Annotated in this window: 16 protein-coding genes; 2 read left to right on the top strand and 14 right to left on the bottom strand. The window is 69.1% G+C overall.

Annotated features, from left to right (window positions below; all coding sequences use genetic code 11):
- The 7 genes from RHOFW104R8_RS05405 to dinG form a co-directional block, all read right to left on the bottom strand.
- Entirely contained in the window at positions 1 to 402 is a 402-nt protein-coding gene (locus RHOFW104R8_RS05405) for a YchJ family protein (RefSeq protein WP_068092918.1), read from the bottom strand.
- A 55-nt stretch (positions 403 to 457) separates the two neighbouring features.
- The gene (locus RHOFW104R8_RS05400) at positions 458 to 1,057 is read right to left on the bottom strand and encodes a DUF938 domain-containing protein (RefSeq protein WP_068092922.1); all 600 of its coding nucleotides are present in this window, start codon (positions 1,055 to 1,057) and stop codon (positions 458 to 460) included.
- A gap of 2 nt (positions 1,058 to 1,059) precedes the next feature.
- Complete coding sequence (locus RHOFW104R8_RS05395) at positions 1,060 to 2,121, bottom strand: STAS-like domain-containing protein (protein ID WP_068092925.1); 1,062 nt, start codon at positions 2,119 to 2,121, stop codon at positions 1,060 to 1,062.
- Between the two features lie 117 nt (positions 2,122 to 2,238).
- Positions 2,239 to 2,436: a hypothetical protein gene (locus RHOFW104R8_RS05390; RefSeq protein ID WP_068092927.1), complete on the bottom strand. Its 198-nt coding sequence runs from the start codon at positions 2,434 to 2,436 to the stop codon at positions 2,239 to 2,241.
- 80 nt (positions 2,437 to 2,516) lie between these two features.
- Complete coding sequence (locus RHOFW104R8_RS05385; protein ID WP_068092931.1) at positions 2,517 to 3,095, bottom strand: NnrU family protein; 579 nt, start codon at positions 3,093 to 3,095, stop codon at positions 2,517 to 2,519.
- 69 nt (positions 3,096 to 3,164) lie between these two features.
- Positions 3,165 to 3,722 carry a HutD family protein gene (locus tag RHOFW104R8_RS05380; RefSeq protein ID WP_068092934.1) on the bottom strand — a complete coding sequence of 186 codons (558 nt, stop codon included), beginning with the start codon at positions 3,720 to 3,722 and terminating at the stop codon, positions 3,165 to 3,167.
- Positions 3,719 to 5,824, bottom strand: a complete 2,106-nt coding sequence (gene dinG, locus RHOFW104R8_RS05375; RefSeq protein WP_068092937.1) for an ATP-dependent DNA helicase DinG — start codon at positions 5,822 to 5,824, stop codon at positions 3,719 to 3,721. The genes RHOFW104R8_RS05380 and dinG overlap by 4 nt, the downstream gene beginning before the upstream one ends.
- Before the next feature lie 205 nt (positions 5,825 to 6,029).
- Between dinG and RHOFW104R8_RS05370 the strand changes: the two genes are divergently transcribed.
- Complete coding sequence (locus tag RHOFW104R8_RS05370) at positions 6,030 to 8,981, top strand: EAL domain-containing protein (protein WP_068092940.1); 2,952 nt, start codon at positions 6,030 to 6,032, stop codon at positions 8,979 to 8,981.
- A gap of 6 nt (positions 8,982 to 8,987) precedes the next feature.
- Here the strand turns inward: RHOFW104R8_RS05370 and RHOFW104R8_RS05365 are convergent, their stop codons facing one another.
- From RHOFW104R8_RS05365 to RHOFW104R8_RS05345, 5 genes are all read right to left on the bottom strand, one after another.
- Positions 8,988 to 9,641, bottom strand: a complete 654-nt coding sequence (locus tag RHOFW104R8_RS05365) for a DsbA family oxidoreductase (RefSeq protein ID WP_068092943.1) — start codon at positions 9,639 to 9,641, stop codon at positions 8,988 to 8,990.
- Positions 9,642 to 9,715: 74 nt separating this feature from the next.
- The gene (locus tag RHOFW104R8_RS05360) at positions 9,716 to 11,380 is read right to left on the bottom strand and encodes an NAD(P)/FAD-dependent oxidoreductase (RefSeq protein ID WP_068092947.1); all 1,665 of its coding nucleotides are present in this window, start codon (positions 11,378 to 11,380) and stop codon (positions 9,716 to 9,718) included.
- A gap of 153 nt (positions 11,381 to 11,533) precedes the next feature.
- Complete coding sequence (locus RHOFW104R8_RS05355) at positions 11,534 to 11,755, bottom strand: hypothetical protein (RefSeq protein ID WP_068092949.1); 222 nt, start codon at positions 11,753 to 11,755, stop codon at positions 11,534 to 11,536.
- Positions 11,756 to 11,907: 152 nt separating this feature from the next.
- Complete coding sequence (locus tag RHOFW104R8_RS05350) at positions 11,908 to 12,414, bottom strand: DUF1993 family protein (RefSeq protein ID WP_068092952.1); 507 nt, start codon at positions 12,412 to 12,414, stop codon at positions 11,908 to 11,910.
- Positions 12,411 to 13,763, bottom strand: a complete 1,353-nt coding sequence (locus RHOFW104R8_RS05345; RefSeq protein ID WP_068092954.1) for a TCR/Tet family MFS transporter — start codon at positions 13,761 to 13,763, stop codon at positions 12,411 to 12,413. The genes RHOFW104R8_RS05350 and RHOFW104R8_RS05345 overlap by 4 nt, the downstream gene beginning before the upstream one ends.
- 153 nt (positions 13,764 to 13,916) lie before the next feature.
- Here RHOFW104R8_RS05345 and RHOFW104R8_RS05340 point away from each other — a divergent pair, with 153 nt between their 5' ends.
- Complete coding sequence (locus RHOFW104R8_RS05340) at positions 13,917 to 15,644, top strand: dipeptidyl-peptidase 3 family protein (protein ID WP_068092957.1); 1,728 nt, start codon at positions 13,917 to 13,919, stop codon at positions 15,642 to 15,644.
- A 92-nt stretch (positions 15,645 to 15,736) separates the two neighbouring features.
- On the opposite strand, the gene RHOFW104R8_RS05335 is transcribed toward RHOFW104R8_RS05340, so the two are convergent.
- A complete protein-coding gene (locus tag RHOFW104R8_RS05335; RefSeq protein ID WP_068092960.1) occupies positions 15,737 to 16,588 on the bottom strand; it encodes an alpha/beta fold hydrolase in 852 nt (283 codons plus the stop codon).
- Entirely contained in the window at positions 16,585 to 17,640 is a 1,056-nt protein-coding gene (gene hemH / locus RHOFW104R8_RS05330) for a ferrochelatase (RefSeq protein WP_068093079.1), read from the bottom strand. Before hemH ends, RHOFW104R8_RS05335 begins: the two co-directional genes overlap by 4 nt.
- Positions 17,641 to 17,674: the final 34 nt, after the last annotated feature.

Genomic DNA, 17,674 nt, shown 5'->3' with positions numbered 1-17,674 from the left:
TCAGCTCTTCAGCTCGCCGTCGTGGTAGTACCAGCGGCCGTCTTCGCGCACGAAGCGGCTGGTCTCGTGCTGGCGCTGCGCGCGGCCGCCGCCGAGGCGGTAGCGGGCGACGAACTCCACGACGGCGTGGTCGTCGTCGACGACCTGCTGGCGGCGCACCTCCAGCCCCAGCCAGGTCGGCGGCGGCTGCTGCGCGGCCAGGCGCAGCGAGGCCGGGCGGGTGTCGGCATGCCAGCTGGCCAGCAGGTAGTCCTCGCGCCGGAGCACGTAGGCGCTGTAGCGCGAGCGCATCAGCTGCTCGGCCGTGGCGGCGATGGCGCCGTCGTGCAGCGGGCCGCAGCACTGGCTGTAACCGGCCGGGTTGCCGCAGGGGCAGGGGGTCAGCGTGTCGATCGACTTCATGCCGCCTTTGTACCCGGTTCGGTGCGGTTATGCAGGCATGCCGTGCAGGCGCTGCTCAGCCGTGGTGGCGCCGCCACACGCGGCAGCGGTTGTTCGCCGGCATCGCGACGTCGGCGAGCAGGTGGAAACCGGCGGCGTCGGCCAGCGCGTCCACGGCTTCGGCGTCGCGGATCGCCATGTGCGTGCCGCGTGCCTTGAGCCATGCGTCGAACGCCGCATTGCTGTCGCTGCTGTAGCGGCCCCGGTCGTTGAACGGGCCGTAGATCGCCAGCACCGCATCGCCGGTGGTGATCGCGGGCAACTGCGCGAACAACTGCTGTACTTCGGGCCAGGCCATGATGTGCAGGGTGTTGGCACTGAACACCGCGTCGAACGGGCCTGGCGGCCAGGCGCGTTCGACGTCCAGTTCCAGCAGCGGCGGAGTGTTCGGCAGCGCCGCCTCGTCCAGCCAGGCGCGGATGCCGGGCAGGTTTTCCGCGCGATCGGAGCTTTGCCAGCTCAACTGCGGCAGCGCCGCAGCGAAATGCACCGCGTGCTGGCCGGTACCGCTGCCGATCTCCAGCGCGTGCCGGCGGTCGGCGAAATACTCGCGCAGCACGCCGAGGATCGGTTCGCGGTTGCGCTCGCAGGCGGGCGAGTACGGTTTGATGGCCATGGTCAGAGCAGCGGGAGTTGATCGCCTTCTGCATCGCGTGCGACTTCAGCTCGACGAATCATCTGCTGAACCGCGGGAACCGCATGCACCGGAACCAGGGTCACATCGGGGTGGTCGTGCGCAAAGACACGGAACACTTCATCCGCAAAGGCCTGGCCGATGCTGGTGACCGCTTCGAAGTCGAGTACCACGGTGCGGAATCGCTCTACCCGTTGCATCAGGCGCTTGGCTTGCGAGCGCGAGATCAGGTTCTCGTCACCAACCTTGGCCAGCCTGACAGGAACGACTGTCTTGGCGAAGGTGTAATCGTCCGGCCCGGTGGAGAATTGGTCGAAAATTTCCTTGGCCGTCCTGGTGGTGTCGGCCCTGATTTCCATAAGCACCGTCGTGCCATGGCGGACACGGCGCATGTCAATGTCGAAAAGCAGGTCGTCGCCCGCTCCATCGTCGTGGTCGAAAACCAGGTCGCCGGAAGCAATCTGGAAACGGTCGAACATGCGCGAAGTGAAAAACACGCCTTCGCCCGAATGGCGCCTTGGGTCGGTGGTCAACTTTCCTTTTGAAAGCTCAAGCAATGCCAGCCGTTCGTCGGGAAGATCCAGCGCGCGAGTGATCTTGCGAAAAATGCCGATGCCATCGTCCGCCACCATCATGGCAATCTGGCGGCCGTTGCGATCCACGAGAACCCTGAGGTGTTTTCCTTCGGAGTGATCGATGGCGTTGTTGACCATTTCGGTCAAACCGTGGTGGCTGATGTCGACGACGTTCGCCGGCAGCCCTTTCAGCATCGGCGCAACATCACGTGTCCATACGCGATCTTCGGCGAGACCATGCAGCAGATAGCGAAAAGTGGCGCGGCGGGAGCTGCCGAGACGATAAGTTGGCCGTGTCGTTCCGACTTTGGCCAGATAGCCCTCGCTGATCAGCGCGCGAGCACGCGTAGCTACGGCGGCGCGGCTTAGGCCGAGCACTTCGGCGACGACGCGTACCAGGTCGTTGGGATGGCTCTGGAGCTGGGCCAGCAGTGATGCATCAATTTCCGCAGAACGATTGGGTCGGGCCATGCGTGCACCATAAAGTATGCGGTGCTTATTGGATAGTTATTTGGCCCCATTGTAAAGTTATGAAGGGCTTTGGCCCTTCAAACCAGCGAGACACCGGCGTAAAGGGCGGAGCCGGTGTTAGACCGGGCGCCCGCGCAGCACGCGTGCCGGCAGCATCAGCAGGGCGTCGAGGAAGGCGAATACGGCGCCCACGGTGATGCCGACCAGGCGCAGCGGCAGCAACAGCAGCCACACGATCGGGTACAGCACCAGCGCCAGCAGCGCCAGCGGCCAGCAGAACACCAGCAGCAACAGCCAGAGCAGGAAGGCAGCCATGCGCCGATCCTCGCGAAGGGTTGGACGACGCTCACTGTAGCGCAGGCCGAGGCCTGCGCGCGGGTGACTCCCGACACCCCTCACGGCATCGGGTTCACTCCGATCAGCCACAGATGCAGCCACAGTGCGAAGGCCGCCCAGGCCGCGACGCCGATCGCCACGGCCAGCATGTCGCCTTGCAGCCTGCCCGCCGGGTAGACAGTGCCGGCCAGCCGGTCGCGCCGGCGCGACACAATGAACAGCACCACCGCCCACTGCAGGAAGGCGCCGAACAGCAGCACGTCATGCAGCATGCCAGTGGCCAGCAGGTGGCCGAACGCCCACACCTTCACGCCGAGCAGCATCGGATGGCCGAATGCCGCCTTGAGATGGTTGTGCGGGACATAGGCGGCAGCCACCAGCACGAACGCGATCAAAGTGAACAGCGCGTTGGCGTGGCGCAGGGCCAGCGGCGGCACGTACAGCAGCACCGCATGCTGGCGCGCCAGGCCGAAGCCCCAGCAGATCAGCGCGAAGCCGATCAGCGATACCAGCGCGTACAGGCCCTTCCAGCGCAGCTCGCCCAGTCGCGCGCGCTGCCGGTTGCGCCAGCCGTCGGCGAAGATGCGCAGCGAATGCACACCGAGGAACAACACGAGACCGAGGATCAGCACGGGCATGGTCGAAACTCCAGGGGACGGTGAGTGACAAGCGTAGGGGCGTGGCGCCCTCCGCCATAGTGACAGTCGTCAGGCGACGGCCTCGATCCGCACGACCAGCGCCAGCGCACCCGGCTGCAAGGTCAGCGCTGCGGACGCGGGCAACGAGCGCCACCAGGCGTCGCCCGCCTGCAGCACGCCGTCGGCGCTGCCGATCGTGCCGCGGGCGCAGTACACCAGCACGGTGGCGGCGTCGGCTGCGCGCGCGCCCGCATCCCGCCACACCTCGATGCCGCCGCGCACGTGTCCGCGGCGCAGCATCAGGTTGAAGTCGCGGGTGGGGCCGCCGGCCAGCGCCACGTCCACCTTCGCCTCGCCGGGAAACGCGAACGGCGCGAACGGCGTGGTCAGCGCGTGCACGCGGCCGTCGTCCAGCGCCATCGTGAAGCCGGCGCCGTCGAGCAGCGCGATCTGCCGGTCGATGCCGGGGAACGAGGAAAACGGCGCGGCGCTGTCGACCTCGGCCACGCTGATCCGCCAGAGGAAGCCGCCGCTGCCGTCGACGGTCGGCTGGACGGCCATTTCGCGGGTGCGGCCCAGGCCGTTCTTCCACGGCTGCGGCGGGCAATCGGCCAGGCGGATGATCATGCGGTTCTCTCGATGACGCGCCGGAACGGCGGCAGCGCCTTCAGCATGCCGGCGCCGTAGCGCTTGGTGACCACACGGCGGTCCAGCAGCACGATGCGGCCGTGGTCGGTCTCGTTGCGGATCAGGCGGCCGCAGTACTGGGTGAGCAGGCGCGTGGCCTCGGGGATGCTGACCTCGATGAACGGGTTGCGCCCGCGCGATTCCAGCCACTCCGCATAGGTGGCGCCGACCGGGTCGGTAGGCACGGCGAACGGCAGCTGGGTGATCACCACCGTCTCGCACAGCTTGCCGGGCAGGTCCAGGCCCTCGCCGAACGAGGCCAGCCCGAACAGCGTGCTGCCCTTGCCCGCCTCGATGTCGGCGCAGTGCTCGGCGACGAGCTGCGACTTGCCCAGCGAGCCCTGCGCGCGCACCCTGCGCACCTGCGCGATCGGCAGCTTCTGCAGCACGCGGTCGAGCTTGGCGCGCGAGGTGAACAGCACCAGGTTGCCGGCATCCCAGTCGAGGTTTTCCGCCAGCCACGCGCTGATTTCCTCGGCGTGCGCTTCGCGCGCGTCGGGAAGGCTGCGCATCGCCGGCACTTCCAGCCGCGCCTGTGCAGCGAGGTCGAACGGCGAGGGCAGGCTCAGCGTCACCGCGTCGTCGGGCAGGCCCACCGCATCGGCGAAGCCGCGGAAATTGCCGCCGGCGCTCAGCGTGGCCGAGGTCAGCAGCACGCCGCTGGCGTTGCCCCACAGCACGCTGCGCAGCAGGCCGGCGGCGGAGACCGCCGAGGCGTGACAGACCAACTGCTGGTCGCCGCCCAGGGTGACCCAGCGCGCCAGCGGCGGCGCGTCGTCGGGATCGTCGCCGGACCATACGCGCCAGCAGGCCGCCTGTCGGCCGATGCGTTCCAGCGCGATGCCCAGCTCGCGCGACAGCGCCTCCTGGGTCGGCCCGCCGTCGGTCATCTCGACCACCGCGCGGCGCACCGCGCCGAGCCAGCGCTGCACCTCGCCGGTGAGCAGGCTGAGCATGCGCGCGTGCTCCACCCACGGCTCGGGCAGCTGGCCCAGCGAACCGCGGTACATCGGCTCGGTCTCGGCCGGGTCGGGCAGCCAGCCGAGGCGGATGGCCTTTTCCAGCTCCTCCAGCGCGTCGCTGAGTTCCTGCAGCTTCGCGTCGCCGGCATCCAGCGCGAGCTTGCCCAGGCTTTCCTTGTCGGTCAGCGAATACGCCGCGTGCACCTGCCGGCCGAGCCGGCTCAGCTGGCGCACGGTGGCGGTCATGTAGACCTCGGCTGCGCCGCGGTCGATCGCCTTGCCCGGCACGTGGTGGGCTTCGTCGAACACGTACAGCGTTTCGTCCGGACGCGGCAGGATCACGCCGCCCCAGCTCTCATCCTCGCCCGGCATGGTGAGGTCGGCCAGCACCAGGTCCTGGTTCGCTACGATGATCTCGGCGTCGTCCACCGCGCGGCGCGCGGCGAAGAACGGGCAGATCATGAACTGGCCGCACTTGCGGTTGGTGCAGCCGCCGGCGCTGGTGGTGATCATCGGCCGCAGCAAGTCGCTGACCGGCTCCGGCGCGCCGTCCATGTCGCCGTCCCACTCGTTGCGGTCGAACGCGGCGCCGAGCTTGGCCAGCGCCTGCTTGTCGCGCGCCTGCGGCGGCTTGCTCCACAGCGCGAGATCCGCATCGAAACCGGCCAGGCCCATCTGTGCGCTGTCGTTGATGCTGTTGCGCGCCATCAGCAGGTTGCGCGGGCACAGGTAGCGGCCGCGGCCCTTGGCCAGCGCCACCTTCGCCTCGATGCCGTTGAGCCCGAGGTAGAGCGGGATGTCACGTTGCACCAGCTGTTCCTGCAACGCCACGGTGGCGGTGGCGATCAGCAGCTTCTTCTTCTGGAAGCGCGCCACCGCCACCCCGGCGATCAGGTAGGCCATCGACTTGCCGGTGCCGGTGGGAGCCTCGATCACCGCCACGCCGCCTTCGGTGGCCAGTGCCTTGGCCACCTCGGCGATCATGCGTCCCTGCGAGGCGCGCGCACGGAAATCCGGCAGGCCGTCCTTCAGGCGCGTGTAGGCGGCGCGGATGGCGTCTTTGGTGGAGTCGGCGAGCATGCGGTGGATCGGAAGCCTGTGGCGCTGATGATGCGAGGTGCATGGCGGCGGCGAGCGTGACGCCGGACGGCAGGCGGCAGTTTATCGGTATTGCGCGTTCACCCGCATGCAGGCAGGCTGGCGATAGCCCGGCGTCGCCATGCGGTCGGCAGGAGCGGTTCGACCGATGGGCGAGGGGACGCCCGGGCAAGGGGGAAGCTCATCGATGAAGCATGACGGTGCCGTCGGGTCGATGTCGTACGAAGGATCGTTGCAGCTGGGCTGGCTGGCCCGGCTGACCGCCGCGCATGCGCCGGACGAGGTGGCCGGCGCGATCGCCGAGCTGGCGCAGGCCTTGCCGGGCTGTTCCGCCGCCTGCGTGGTGTGGGGGCTGGACGATGGCGCAACCTGGCGCAGCGTGCCGCCGTTGCCGGCCGCGATGGATGAGGCATGGCTGGCCGGCGCCGTTCGCGCGACCGCCCCGCACCGGCATCCGGACGGATCGCGCGTGGCGGTCCGCCTGTGCGTGCAGCCGCAGCCGGCCTTGCTGCTGCTGCAGCTGGACGAACCGGCGGCCGGCGGTTTTTTCGACGATCTGGAGGCGCCGCTGCGGCTCGCCGGCCAGCACCTGCGGCGCGCCATGGAATGGGCCGAGCTGCAGGATTCGCACGAGCAGCTCGAACGTTCCGAGGCGCTCCAGCGCGCGTTGTTCGCGATTTCCGACCTGGCCGGTTCCGAGCGCGACATGCCGGACATGCTGCGCGGCATCCATGCGATCGTCAGCACGCTGATGTACGCGGAGAATTTCTTCATCGTGCTGCACGATGTCGCGCGTAGCACGATCCGTTTCCTGTATTTCGTCGATGTCAAGTCGCCACCCCTGTTCGAGGTCGGCCGTGACCTGCCATTGAGCGCGATCGAGCACACGCTGACCTGGCACGTGATCAGCGATGGCAAGGCCCGCATGGGCGACGCCGAGGAATTGCGCAGCCAGGTGGCCGGGCCGGTGGCCCTGATCGGTCCGGACAGCCACGACTGGCTCGGCGTGCCGATGCTGCGCGGCAGCCAGCCGTGTGGCGTGCTGGTGGTGCAGAGTTATCGCCCGGACATCGGCTTCACCGACGAGGACCTCGCTCTGCTGCAGTTCGTCGGCAGTCACATCCTCACCGCGCTGGAGCGCAAGCAGGGCAAGGAAGAGCTGGAGCAGCGCGTGCAACTGCGTACGCTGCAGCTGGCCGAGGCGAACCGCGGCCTGCAGCTGGAGATCCTGGAGCGCCAGCGCGCCGAGCACCTGCAGTCGGCGCTGTTCCAGCTCGCCGAGCTGGCGACGGCGGACGTCGACCAGGACGCGTTCTACCGGCGCGTGCACGCGGTGGTCGGCGAGCTGCTGAACGCGGAGAACTTCTTCATCGCGCTGCTCTCCGACGACGGCCGGCGGCTGGCCTTTCCCTACTCGGTGGACGCGGTGCTGGCGCCGCCGGCCGAACGTCCGCTGGGACGCGGCCTGAGCGAGTACGTGCTGCGCCTGGGCCGGGCGCTGCGCGTCGAGAATCCGGACATCGAGGAACTGGAGCGCCGCGGCGAGATTGCGCCGGGGCGCATGAACTCGCCGGCCGAATCCTGGCTGGGCGTGCCGCTGATGGTCGGCGACGAAGTGATCGGCCTGGTCTCCGTGCAGAGCTACCGGGCCGACGTGGCGTACGGCCCGGCCGACCAGGAACTGCTCAGCTTCGTCGCCTCGCAGGTCGCCAACAGCCTCACCCGGCGCCGCTCCGCCGAATCGCTGAAGCAGGCCTACGAGGAGCTTGAACACCGCGTGGAGGAGCGCACGCTGGCGCTGCGCAAGGAAATCATCGAGCGCGAGCGCATGCAGGACCAGTTGCGCCATCAGGTCATGCACGACTCGCTCACCGGGCTGCCGAACCGCAGCTACCTGCGCGACCGCATCGACCGCGCGCTGGCCACGATGCGGCGCGAGCCGCCGCGTCGCTGCGTACTGCTGTACCTGGACGTGGACCGCTTCAAGATCATCAACGACAGCCTCGGCCACCTCGCCGGCGACGAGGTGCTGAAGGAAGTGGCGACGCGGCTGGCCGGCTGCGTGCGTCATCCCAACCTGGTGGCGCGGCTGTCCGGCGACGAGTTCGCGATCCTGCTGGAACAGGACGACCTGCCGTCGGCGGCCACCATCGTGGCGCAGCGCGTGCTGGATGCGCTGGGCGCGCCGATGCTGGTCGCGGGCAAGGAGCTGCAGGTGACCGCCAGCGTGGGCATCGCGGTTGGCGAAAGCCGCCACGCGGGCGCCGACGAGGTGCTGCGCGACGCCGACATCGCGCTGTACCGGGCCAAGGAGCTGGGGCGCAAGCGCTACGAGCTGTTCGACGAGAGGCTGGCCAGGGACGTGGTCGACGTGCTGGCGATGGAAGGCGAGCTGCGCCAGGCGCTGCTGCACGACCAGTTCGAGCCGCACTTCCAGCCGATCTGCGCGCTCGACGGCAGCGACCGGGTGGTCGGCTACGAGGCGCTGATCCGCTGGAACCATCCGCAGCGCGGCCTGCTGCGGCCGGGCGATTTCCTGAAGATCGCCGAGGACAGCGGCCTGGTCGAGGCGATCGACTGGCGCATGTTCGAACTCAGCTGCAGGCGGCTGCTGCAGCTGCACCGCACCGACGTCTTCATAACGGTGAACGTCTCGGCGCTGCACCTGCGCCATGCGGATTTCGACCGGCGCCTGGTCCGGTTGCTGGAGCGCACCGGCCTGTCACCGTCGCGGCTGGTGATAGAAGTCACCGAAGGCGCGCTGCTGGACAATCCCGAGCACGTGCGCGCCACCCTCGACCGCCTGCGCGCGATCGGCGTAGGCGCGGCATTGGACGACTTCGGCACCGGCTACTCCTCGCTCAGCTACCTGCACTCGCTGCCACTGCGCATCCTGAAGATCGACCGCGCATTCGTGAACGAGCTGGACAAGGGCGCCAACACCTCCAGCACCACCGTGGTGGCCGCGATCCTGGCGCTGGCCCGCGCGCTGAACATCCAGGTGATCGCCGAAGGCATCGAGACGGCGATCCAGCACGGCGCGCTGATGGCGATGGGCTGCGAGATGGGCCAGGGCTATCTGCTCGGCCATCCGGCGCTGATCACCCCGCCGCAGGAGCCGCACGCCGCCGGCGCGTGAGCCGGGTTACGCCGCGGCGGCGATCTGCCGCAGCGCCCGCTCGAACGCCTCCGGCGGCTGCCCGCCGGAAATCAGGTGCCGGCTGTTGACGATGGTGGCCGGTACCGAATGGATGCCGCGCGACGTGAAGAACTCCTCCTGCGCGCGCACCTCGTCGGCGAACTCGCCGCTGGCCAGGATCTGCCGCGCGCGTTCGATGTCCAGGCCGACCTCGCCGGCCAGCCGCGCCAGCGTGTCGTGCGCGCCGACATCCTCGCCGTCGGTGAAGTACGCGCGCAGCAGTGCCTGCTTCAGCGCGAGCTGGCGGCCTTCCAACTCGGCCCAGTGCAGCAGCCGGTGCGCGTCGAACGTGTTGTAGACGCGGCCGCGCCGATCCATGTCGAAGGTGAAGCCCAGCGCCGCGCCGCGTTCGCGGATCGCCTCCTGGTTCGCCGCGATCTGCCCGGCCGAACTGCCGTACTTGCGCACCAGGTGCTCGACGGCGTCCTCGCCCTCCGCCGCCATCTGCGGATTCAGCTCGAACGGCTGGAAGTGGATCTCCGCGCTGACCTCGCCCTCCAGCTTCGCCAGCGCCTGCTGCAGCGAAGCCAGCCCGATCGCGCACCACGGGCAGGAAACGTCGGAAACGAAGTCGATGCGGAGAGGAGCGGGCGTGGACATCGGGATACCTTCATCGTGAGGCGGGCAGCGCGGGTGCCGCGGACCCGATCAAGATGCGGCCGCCACGGGCGCAATCAAGCGCAGGACGAAACCTGGCTGCCGGCGATGTTCAGCGCCACCGCCTCGGCCACCTTGATGCCGTCCACCGCGGCGGACAGGATGCCGCCGGCGTAGCCGGCGCCTTCGCCGGCGGGGTAGAGGCCGCGGGTGTTGAGGCTTTGCAGGCTGTCGTCGCGCCTGATCCGCACCGGCGAGGAGGTGCGCGTCTCGACGCCGGTTAGGATGGCGTCGTGCATCGCGTAACCACGAAGCTGCCGTTCGAACGCGGGCAACGCCTCGCGGATCGCGGCGATCGCGTAGCCGGGCAGCGCGCTGTCGAGGCTGCCCAGGGTGACGCCGGGCTTGTACGAGGGTTGCACGTCGCCGAATTCGCGCGAGGCGCGGCCGGCAAGGAAGTCGCCGACCAGTTGCGCCGGGGCGCTGTAGTTTTCGCCGCCCAGCATATAGGCGTGGCTTTCGAGTGCGCGCTGCAGGGCGATGCCGGCGAGCGGGCCGCCGTCGCTTTCATCAGATGTGGAGTCGTAGGGCGCGAAATCGGATGGGTCGATGCCGACCACCACGGCCGCGTTCGCGTTGCGCTCGTTGCGCGAATACTGGCTCATGCCGTTGGTGACCACCCCGCCGGGTTCGCTGGTGGCGGCCACCACCGTGCCGCCGGGACACATGCAGAAGCTGTACACCGAGCGCCCCCCTCTGCCGTGATGCACCAGCTTGTAGTCGGCGGCGCCGAGGATCGGGTGGCCGGCCTGCGGGCCGAAGCGCGAGCCGTCGATCACCGACTGCGGGTGCTCGATGCGGAAGCCGATCGAGAACGGCTTGGCCTCCAGGCAGACGCCGCGCGCGTGCAGCATGGCGAAGGTGTCGCGCGCGCTGTGGCCGAGCGCGAGCACCACGTGGTCGGCGCGCAACTGCTCGCCGCTGGCCAGGGCGACGCCGCGGATGTGGCGTTCGCCGGCGGCGTCGGTGTCGATCAGCAGGTCGTCCACGCGCTGGCTGAAGCGGATCTCGCCGCCCAGCGCTTCGATCGTGGCGCGCATGTTCTCCACCATCGAGACCAGCCGGAACGTGCCGATGTGCGGTTTGCTGACGTAGAGGATTTCCTCCGGCGCGCCGGCCTTGACGAATTCGGTCAGCACCTTGCGGCCGTGGTGCTGCGGGTCGCGGATCTGGCTGTGCAGCTTGCCGTCGGAGAACGTGCCGGCGCCGCCCTCGCCGAATTGCACGTTCGACTCCGGGTGCAGCTGGCGCTTGCGCCACAGGTCCCAGGTATCTTTCGTGCGCTCGCGCACTTCCTTGCCGCGGTCGAGGATGATCGGACGGAAGCCCATCTGCGCCAGGACCAATCCGGCGAACAGCCCGCAGGGGCCGAAGCCGATCACCAGCGGGCGGTGCTCCAGTCGAGGCGGCGCCTGGGCCACGAAGCGGTAGTTCGTGTCCGGCGTGGGTTGCACATGCGGGTCGTCGGCGTAGCGCTGCAGCAGCTCGGCCTCGCGCGGGGTGTCGATGTCCAGCGCGTAGATCAGCATGATCGCGCCGCGCTTGCGGGCGTCGTAGCCGCGCCGGGCGACGCTGTAGCCGGTGAGCGCGGCGGCGTCGATGTCCAGCCGCTTGAGGATCGCGGCGGTGAGCGCGGCCTCGCCGTGATCGAGCGGCAGCTTGAGGTCGGTCAGTCGCAGCATGGGGGCCCGGAAAGATGGGCGTTGGCCCGATCGGCTATTGTCGATGCGATGGCGCGCACTCGACAAGCGCAGCAGGGCCTGCGGCCTCGTGTCCGGTCCCCGGGCGGCCGCCAGCGCGTGCGGCGCGGCCCCGAAGTGACCCGGCGGGTCAGTTCATGCCGCCAGCATGGTCAGGATTTGTTCGCCCGTGGCGCGGGGGTGCAGCAGCAGGTAGTGCGGACGCATGCTTCGGTCATGCCGGCGGGCGGCGACGACGCACGGCTCGCCATCGGCGGCGGTCACGCACAACGGGACCGGGCGGCGCCGGTCCCACGGATGGCGGAGCACCAGGCCATGCTGCGGGCCGCCGACGATGATGCATTTGATCTGTTCCATGACGCTTGCTCGAATAAAGGGAGGGACGGTGGAGGTGTCCTTTCCCTTCAAGCAGAAGTCGAGCCATCAGCCGGTGGCAAAATGCGGAGTACATCACATTTTTTGCATTTGGCTGCGGCGACCCTGCCGTGGGCCGCCGCCATGCCGCCTGTTCAGGTGTTGCCGATGAAGTCGGTCTTGCCGATGTCGGTGCCGGCCTGGCGCAGGATGTCGTAGGCGGTGGTGCAGTGGAAGAACAGGTTCGGCAGGGTGAAATGCAGCAGGTAGGCCTGGCCTTCGAAGTTCATCTCGCCGTTGCGCATCTTCAGGTGGATCGCGCGGGTCTCGCTGCCGTCGATCTGCTCCGGCTTGAAGCTCTCGATGTACGCGATCGAGCGCTCGATGCGGCTGTGGGCCTGCTCCAGCGTGGTCTCGTTGTCCTCGAAGCTCTTGGGCTCCACGCCGGCCAGGCGGGCGGTGCCGCGGGTGGCCATGTCGCAGGCGATCTGGATCTGCTTGATCAGCGGCAGCATGTCGGGGATCAGCCGGGTCTGCAGCAGCACTTCGTCGCTGACGTTCTTCGACTTCGCGTGCTGCTCGCCCTTCTTCAGCACGTGGGCGAGGTTGCCCAGTGCGCGGACGAAGACGGGAACGGCGACCTGGTACATCGAGATGGTCATGGGTGATCTTCCTGTGGTGGGTGAGGGGGTTCGGAGGGATGGGCGGTGGCGAGCGGGGGCAGGTCACCGGGGAACACGGCGGGAACCGGCTCGGCCGGCCGCGGAGCGGCGGCAATCGGCAGGCTTCGCGTCACCCGGGCAGCGATCAGCATGCCGGCCAGCATCAGGGCGGCGGAAAGCACGAAGGCTACACCGGGCAGGTGCACGGGCAAAGCCGGGGCGATCGACAGCGCGAAGACCTGGGCGAACAGATAGGGCCCGAAGATGCCGGCGAAACTGCCGAGGCTGCTGATCGCGCCCTGCAGCCGGCCCTGCTCGGAAGGGTCGACCTGCTGGGTCATGATCGACTGGATCGGCGGCATCGCCAGCCCCCACAGCGCCAGCAGCGGCACGCCGAGCAGGAACACCCAGCCGGTATCGGCGACACCCATCACCAGGAACGCACCCACACCGAACAGCATGCCGGCCAGCAGCACGCGGCGTTCGCCGAAGCGCGGCGCCAGCCTGCCGGTGAGCAGCGCCTGCACCGCGCCGTCGCAGGCGCCGACCAGCATCAGCACGTAGCCGACCGCCTGCGGGCCCCAGTGGTAGCGGTAGTCCGCGTACAACACGAACACCGTCTGCAGCACGTAGTGCGCCAGGTAAACCAGGAACAGCACCACCGCCAGGCCGAGTACCTGCGGGTAGCGGCGCAGCAGCTTCAGCGAGCCGAACGGATGCGCGCTGTGCAGTTCGAGCCGGTGGGTGCGGCGCTCCTTCGGCAGCGACTCGGGCAGGATGAAGCAGCCGTACAGGAAGTTGCACAGCGCCAGCCCCGCCGCCACCCAGAACGGCAGGCGCAGCGCGATGCCGCCAAGGAACCCGCCCAGGCCGGGCCCGATGATGAAGCCCAGCCCGAACGCGCTGCCGAGGATGCCGAACGCGGCGGCGCGCTTTTCCTTCGGCGTGATGTCGGCGATATAGGCATTGGCGGTGCTGAAGCTGGCGGCGGTCATCCCGAGCAGGATGCGTGCCAGGAACAGCAGCCACAGCGTGGGCGCCAGCGCCAGCACCACGAAATCCACCGCCAGGCCCAGGTTGGAAACCAGGATCACCGGGCGTCGTCCGTAGCGGTCCGACAGCGCGCCCTGCACCGGCGAGAACACGAACTGCACGATCGCGAACACGGTGCTGAAGATGCCCACCCACCACGCCGCCTTCGCGATGCCGCCGCCGGCCAGCTGCTCGATCAGGTGCGGCAACACCGGGATGATGATGCCGAACGCCAGCATGTCCAGCAGCACCGTGACGTAGATGAAGGCCAGTACGGCACGGTGGCGCGGTTCGGCGGGAGTCGACGGCTGGTCCATGGACATGGCGTGGCTGGGAGAGGCGCACGATAGCCGAACGCCGGCGATGCGGCACGTGCAGCTCGTCAGGCGCCGCGATGCGGCACGCAACGCGCGGACGCCGACATGGCGGAGAGCGCGATACCATGGGCCATCCCCCGCCAAGGAATCGCCATGGTCCGACGCCTGTTGCCCGTATGCCTGCTGCTGGCGCTGGCCGCCTGCTCCTCCCGCCAGGACACGCCGGCTCCGGTGTCGAAGGAAGAGCTGGCGCCGGCGCCGACCGCCAGCGCGCCCGCCCTGGCACCCACCGGCGACGGGACCGGCACCGCGGTGCAGCGGCATCTGGCCGACTACGCCACGGTGAAGCTCGGCGCCGACCTGTCGAAGTTCGACGCCAGGCAGAAGAAGATGATCGCGTTGCTGGTCGAGGCGGCCGACAGCATGAACGCGATCTACTGGCAGCAGGCATGGGGCGACAAGAACGCGCTGCTGCAGAAGATCGCCGACCCGGCCACGCGCGAATTCGCCGAGATCAACTACGGCCCGTGGGACCGGCTGGACAACGACCAGCCGTTCGTCGACGGCGTCGGCGCGCGTCCGCCGGGCGCGCAGTTCTATCCGGCCGACATGGGCAAGGCCGAGTTCGAAAAGTCCTCGCTGAAGGACAAGACCTCGCTGTACACCCTGCTGCGCCGCGACGCCCAGGGCCAGCTGATCACCGTGCCCTACCACGAGGCGTACAAGGCCGAGCTGGAGAAGACCGCCGGCCTGCTGCGCCAAGCCGCGAAGCTGGCGCGCGACCCCGGCTTTCGCAAGTACCTCACGCTGCGTGCCGACGCGCTCTTGAGCGACGACTACCAGGCCAGCGACTTTGCCTGGATGGATATGAAGCACAACCCGGTCGACATCGTGATCGGCCCGATCGAGACCTACGAGGACCAGCTGTACGGCTACAAGGCCAGCTACGAATCCTACGTGCTGATCAAGGACCAGGCCTGGAGCGCGAAGCTGGCCCGCTTCGCCGGGTACCTGCCCGAACTGCAGCGCGAGCTGCCGGTGGCCGACAAGTACAAGGCGGAGAAGCCCGGCTCCGACGCCGACCTCAACGCCTACTTCGCGATCTACTACGGCGGCGACGCCAACTCCGGCGCCAAGACCATCGCGATCAACCTGCCCAACGACGAGCAGGTGCAGTTGAAGAAGGGTGCGCGCCGGCTGCAGCTGGAGAACGTGATGCAGGCGAAGTTCGACCGGATCATGCTGCCGATCGCGAAGGCGCTGATCGCCGACGACCAGCAGAAGAACCTCAGCTTCGACGCGTTCTTCCAGAACACCATGTTCCACGAGGTGGCGCACGGGCTGGGCATCAAGAACGTGCTTGGCAAGAGCGGGCTGGACGGCAAGGGCACCGTGCGCAAGGCGCTGAAGGACCAGGCCTCCAGCTTCGAGGAAGGCAAGGCCGACATCCTCGGCCTGTACATGGTCAGCAAGCTGGCCGGCAAGGGCGAGCTGGACAAGTCGAAGCTGATGGACAACTACGTCACCTTCCTCGCCGGCATCCTGCGCTCGGTGCGCTTCGGCGCCAGCGACGCGCACGCCAAGGCGAACATGGTGCGCTTCAATTTCTTCAAGCAGCAGGGCGCGTTCAGCCGCGACGAAAAGACCGGCCGCTACCGCGTCGACTTCGACAAGATGACCGCGGCGATGAACGCGCTGTCGGCGAAGCTGCTGACCATCCAGGGCGACGGCGACTACGAGGCCGCGAAGCAGCTCACCGACCAGATGGGTGCCGTCGACGCCGAACTGGCCGGCGACCTGAAGCGGCTCGACCAGGCGCACATCCCGGTCGACATCCGCTTCGAGCAGGGCCTCGACGTGCTGGGGCTGAAGCAACCCTGACGTCGCGGGTAATTTCCGTAGGAGCGCACCCTGTGCGCGATGCTTTCCGCCACGTGCACGCGACGAAGAGCCATCGCGCACAGGGTGCGCTCCTACGGGTTTCGTGATCGGCCGATCCAGTCGGCGACGGCCTGTGGGTGTTCCAGGTGCAGGTGGTGGCCGCCGTCGAGATGGCTGACCGTGATGTTCGCCACGCACTCGGCACGCGCCTGCATCGGCGCGCTGGGCAGGTAGGAGGTGGCCGGTCGCGCCAGCAGCAGGGCGGTGGGCGCGGCGATGCCGCGCAGCAGCGCGCGCACCTGCGTTTCGGCCAGGCGCGCGGCGCTGGGGCGGGTCAGCCGCGGGTCACTGCGCCAGCGCCAGCCGCCGTCGGTTGCGACCAGGCCGCGTTCGACGATCAGTCGCGCCAGCGCGGCGGAGAGGCCGCTGGCAAGGCTGCGCGCGCTGATCGCCAGATCGACGTCGCGGAACACCCGCAACGGCTTGCCGTTGTCGCCGCGCGGGGCCAGTGCGTCGCGGAAGCGCTGCAGGGTGTGCGAGCCGTCGTCGCCGAGCGGGCCGAGGCCTTCGATCAGCAGCAGGCGTTCGATCCGCTCGGGCCGCGCCGCGGCGACCAGGGCGGCGATGCCCGCGCCCAGCGAGTGGCCGAGCAGGGCGTAGCGATCCAGCCGCAGTGCGTCGGCGGCGGCCAGCACGGCCTGCACATGGTCGACGTAGTGGTAGCTGGCGCCAGTGGCGAGATGGCCGGAGTGGCCGTGGCCGGGCAGGTCCAGCGCGATCACCCGCCAGCGTGCGGCCAGCCGCGGCGCCAGATGCGCGAAGCTGCCGGCGTTGTCGAGCCAGCCGTGCAGCGCCAGCAGCGGCGGGCGCGTGTCGTCGCCCCACACCTGCGCGGCCAATGACAGGTGCGGCAGCGCGATGCGGCGCTCGGCGGGAGTCGTCACGCGGCGGCTTCCGGCCAGCCGCCCAGCTGCCGGCGCACCAGTGCGGCGAGGCTGGCCACCTGCCCGGCGCTGTCGTTGAGGGCGGGGATGTAGCGCAGCGCCTCGCCGCCGGCGGCGGTGAAGAAGTCGCGGTTCTGCATCGCGATCTCCTCCAGCGTCTCCAGGCAATCCACCGCGAAGCCGGGGCAGGCCACGTCGAGTTTGCGCACGCCGTCGGCGGCCAACCGGCGCACGGTGGCGTCGGTGTACGGCTGCAGCCAGCGCTCGCGGCCCACCCGCGACTGGAAGCTGACGATCAATCCGTCTTCGCCCAGTTGCAGCCGTTCGCGCAGCAGCTGCGCGGTGCGTCGGCATTGCTCCGCGTACGGATCGCCGAGCCGCACGTAGCGCTCGGGGATGCCGTGGAACGACAGCAGCAACTTCTCGCCGCGGCCGTTCGCCGCCCACCAGCGCTCGATGCCGGCGGCCAGCGCCTCGATGTGGCCGGGGTCGTCGTGGTAGTCGTTGACGATGCGCAGCTCCGGCGGCCAGCGCAGCCGCTTGAAGGCGTCCGCCACCGCGTCGATCACCGAGCCGGTGGAAGTGGCCGAGTACTGCGGATACAGCGGCAGCACCAGCAGCCGGCGCACGCCCTCGCGCTGCAGCCGTCCGATGGCATGCGCCACCGACGGCTCGCCGTAGCGCATCGCCAGCGCCACCCGCAGCGTGCCGGGCCGTTGCCGGTCCAGTTCGGCCTGCAGGCCGGCGGCCAGCGCCTCGCTGCCGTAGCGCAGCGGCGAGCCGCGGTCGTCCCAGATCCGCGCGTAGGCGTGCGCCGAGCGCCGCGGCCGCACGCGCAGGATCACCCCATGCAGGATCAGCCACCATAGCCAGCGCGGGTAGTCGATCACCCGCGGGTCGCCCAGGAATTCGGCCAGGTACGGCCGCACCGCGCTGGCGGTCGGCGCGGTCGGCGTGCCCAGGTTGACCAGCAGCACGCCAGCCTGAACGGACTGAACGACCGGCGCGTCGGAATCCTCGGCAACGCCGGTATAGTGGTTGCTGCGTGGCATCATGACAGTCGTGGCCGCTGGAACCGCGCAGTCT

The organism is Rhodanobacter sp. FW104-R8 (assembly GCF_001617365.1).
GTDB lineage: Bacteria > Pseudomonadota > Gammaproteobacteria > Xanthomonadales > Rhodanobacteraceae > Rhodanobacter.
The sequence above is the reverse complement of the archived record's forward strand: the minus strand, read 5'-3'. Positions and strand labels throughout refer to the sequence as shown.

Bases quoted from the DNA above. Each gene is read 5' to 3' on its own strand.
- RHOFW104R8_RS05340 (WP_068092957.1), top strand. From the start codon at position 13,917: ATGGTCCGACGCCTGTTGCCCGTATGCCTGCTGCTGGCGCTGGCCGCC.
- RHOFW104R8_RS05385 (WP_068092931.1), bottom strand. From the start codon at position 3,095: ATGCCCGTGCTGATCCTCGGTCTCGTGTTGTTCCTCGGTGTGCATTCG.
- RHOFW104R8_RS05395 (WP_068092925.1), bottom strand. From the start codon at position 2,121: ATGGCCCGACCCAATCGTTCTGCGGAAATTGATGCATCACTGCTGGCC.
- hemH (WP_068093079.1), bottom strand. From the start codon at position 17,640: ATGCCACGCAGCAACCACTATACCGGCGTTGCCGAGGATTCCGACGCG.
- RHOFW104R8_RS05355 (WP_068092949.1), bottom strand. From the start codon at position 11,755: ATGGAACAGATCAAATGCATCATCGTCGGCGGCCCGCAGCATGGCCTG.
- RHOFW104R8_RS05345 (WP_068092954.1), bottom strand. From the start codon at position 13,763: ATGGACCAGCCGTCGACTCCCGCCGAACCGCGCCACCGTGCCGTACTG.
- RHOFW104R8_RS05365 (WP_068092943.1), bottom strand. From the start codon at position 9,641: ATGTCCACGCCCGCTCCTCTCCGCATCGACTTCGTTTCCGACGTTTCC.
- RHOFW104R8_RS05400 (WP_068092922.1), bottom strand. From the start codon at position 1,057: ATGGCCATCAAACCGTACTCGCCCGCCTGCGAGCGCAACCGCGAACCG.
- RHOFW104R8_RS05380 (WP_068092934.1), bottom strand. From the start codon at position 3,722: ATGATCATCCGCCTGGCCGATTGCCCGCCGCAGCCGTGGAAGAACGGC.
- RHOFW104R8_RS05370 (WP_068092940.1), top strand. From the start codon at position 6,030: ATGAAGCATGACGGTGCCGTCGGGTCGATGTCGTACGAAGGATCGTTG.
- RHOFW104R8_RS05390 (WP_068092927.1), bottom strand. From the start codon at position 2,436: ATGGCTGCCTTCCTGCTCTGGCTGTTGCTGCTGGTGTTCTGCTGGCCG.
- RHOFW104R8_RS05405 (WP_068092918.1), bottom strand. From the start codon at position 402: ATGAAGTCGATCGACACGCTGACCCCCTGCCCCTGCGGCAACCCGGCC.
- RHOFW104R8_RS05360 (WP_068092947.1), bottom strand. From the start codon at position 11,380: ATGCTGCGACTGACCGACCTCAAGCTGCCGCTCGATCACGGCGAGGCC.
- dinG (WP_068092937.1), bottom strand. From the start codon at position 5,824: ATGCTCGCCGACTCCACCAAAGACGCCATCCGCGCCGCCTACACGCGC.
- RHOFW104R8_RS05350 (WP_068092952.1), bottom strand. From the start codon at position 12,414: ATGACCATCTCGATGTACCAGGTCGCCGTTCCCGTCTTCGTCCGCGCA.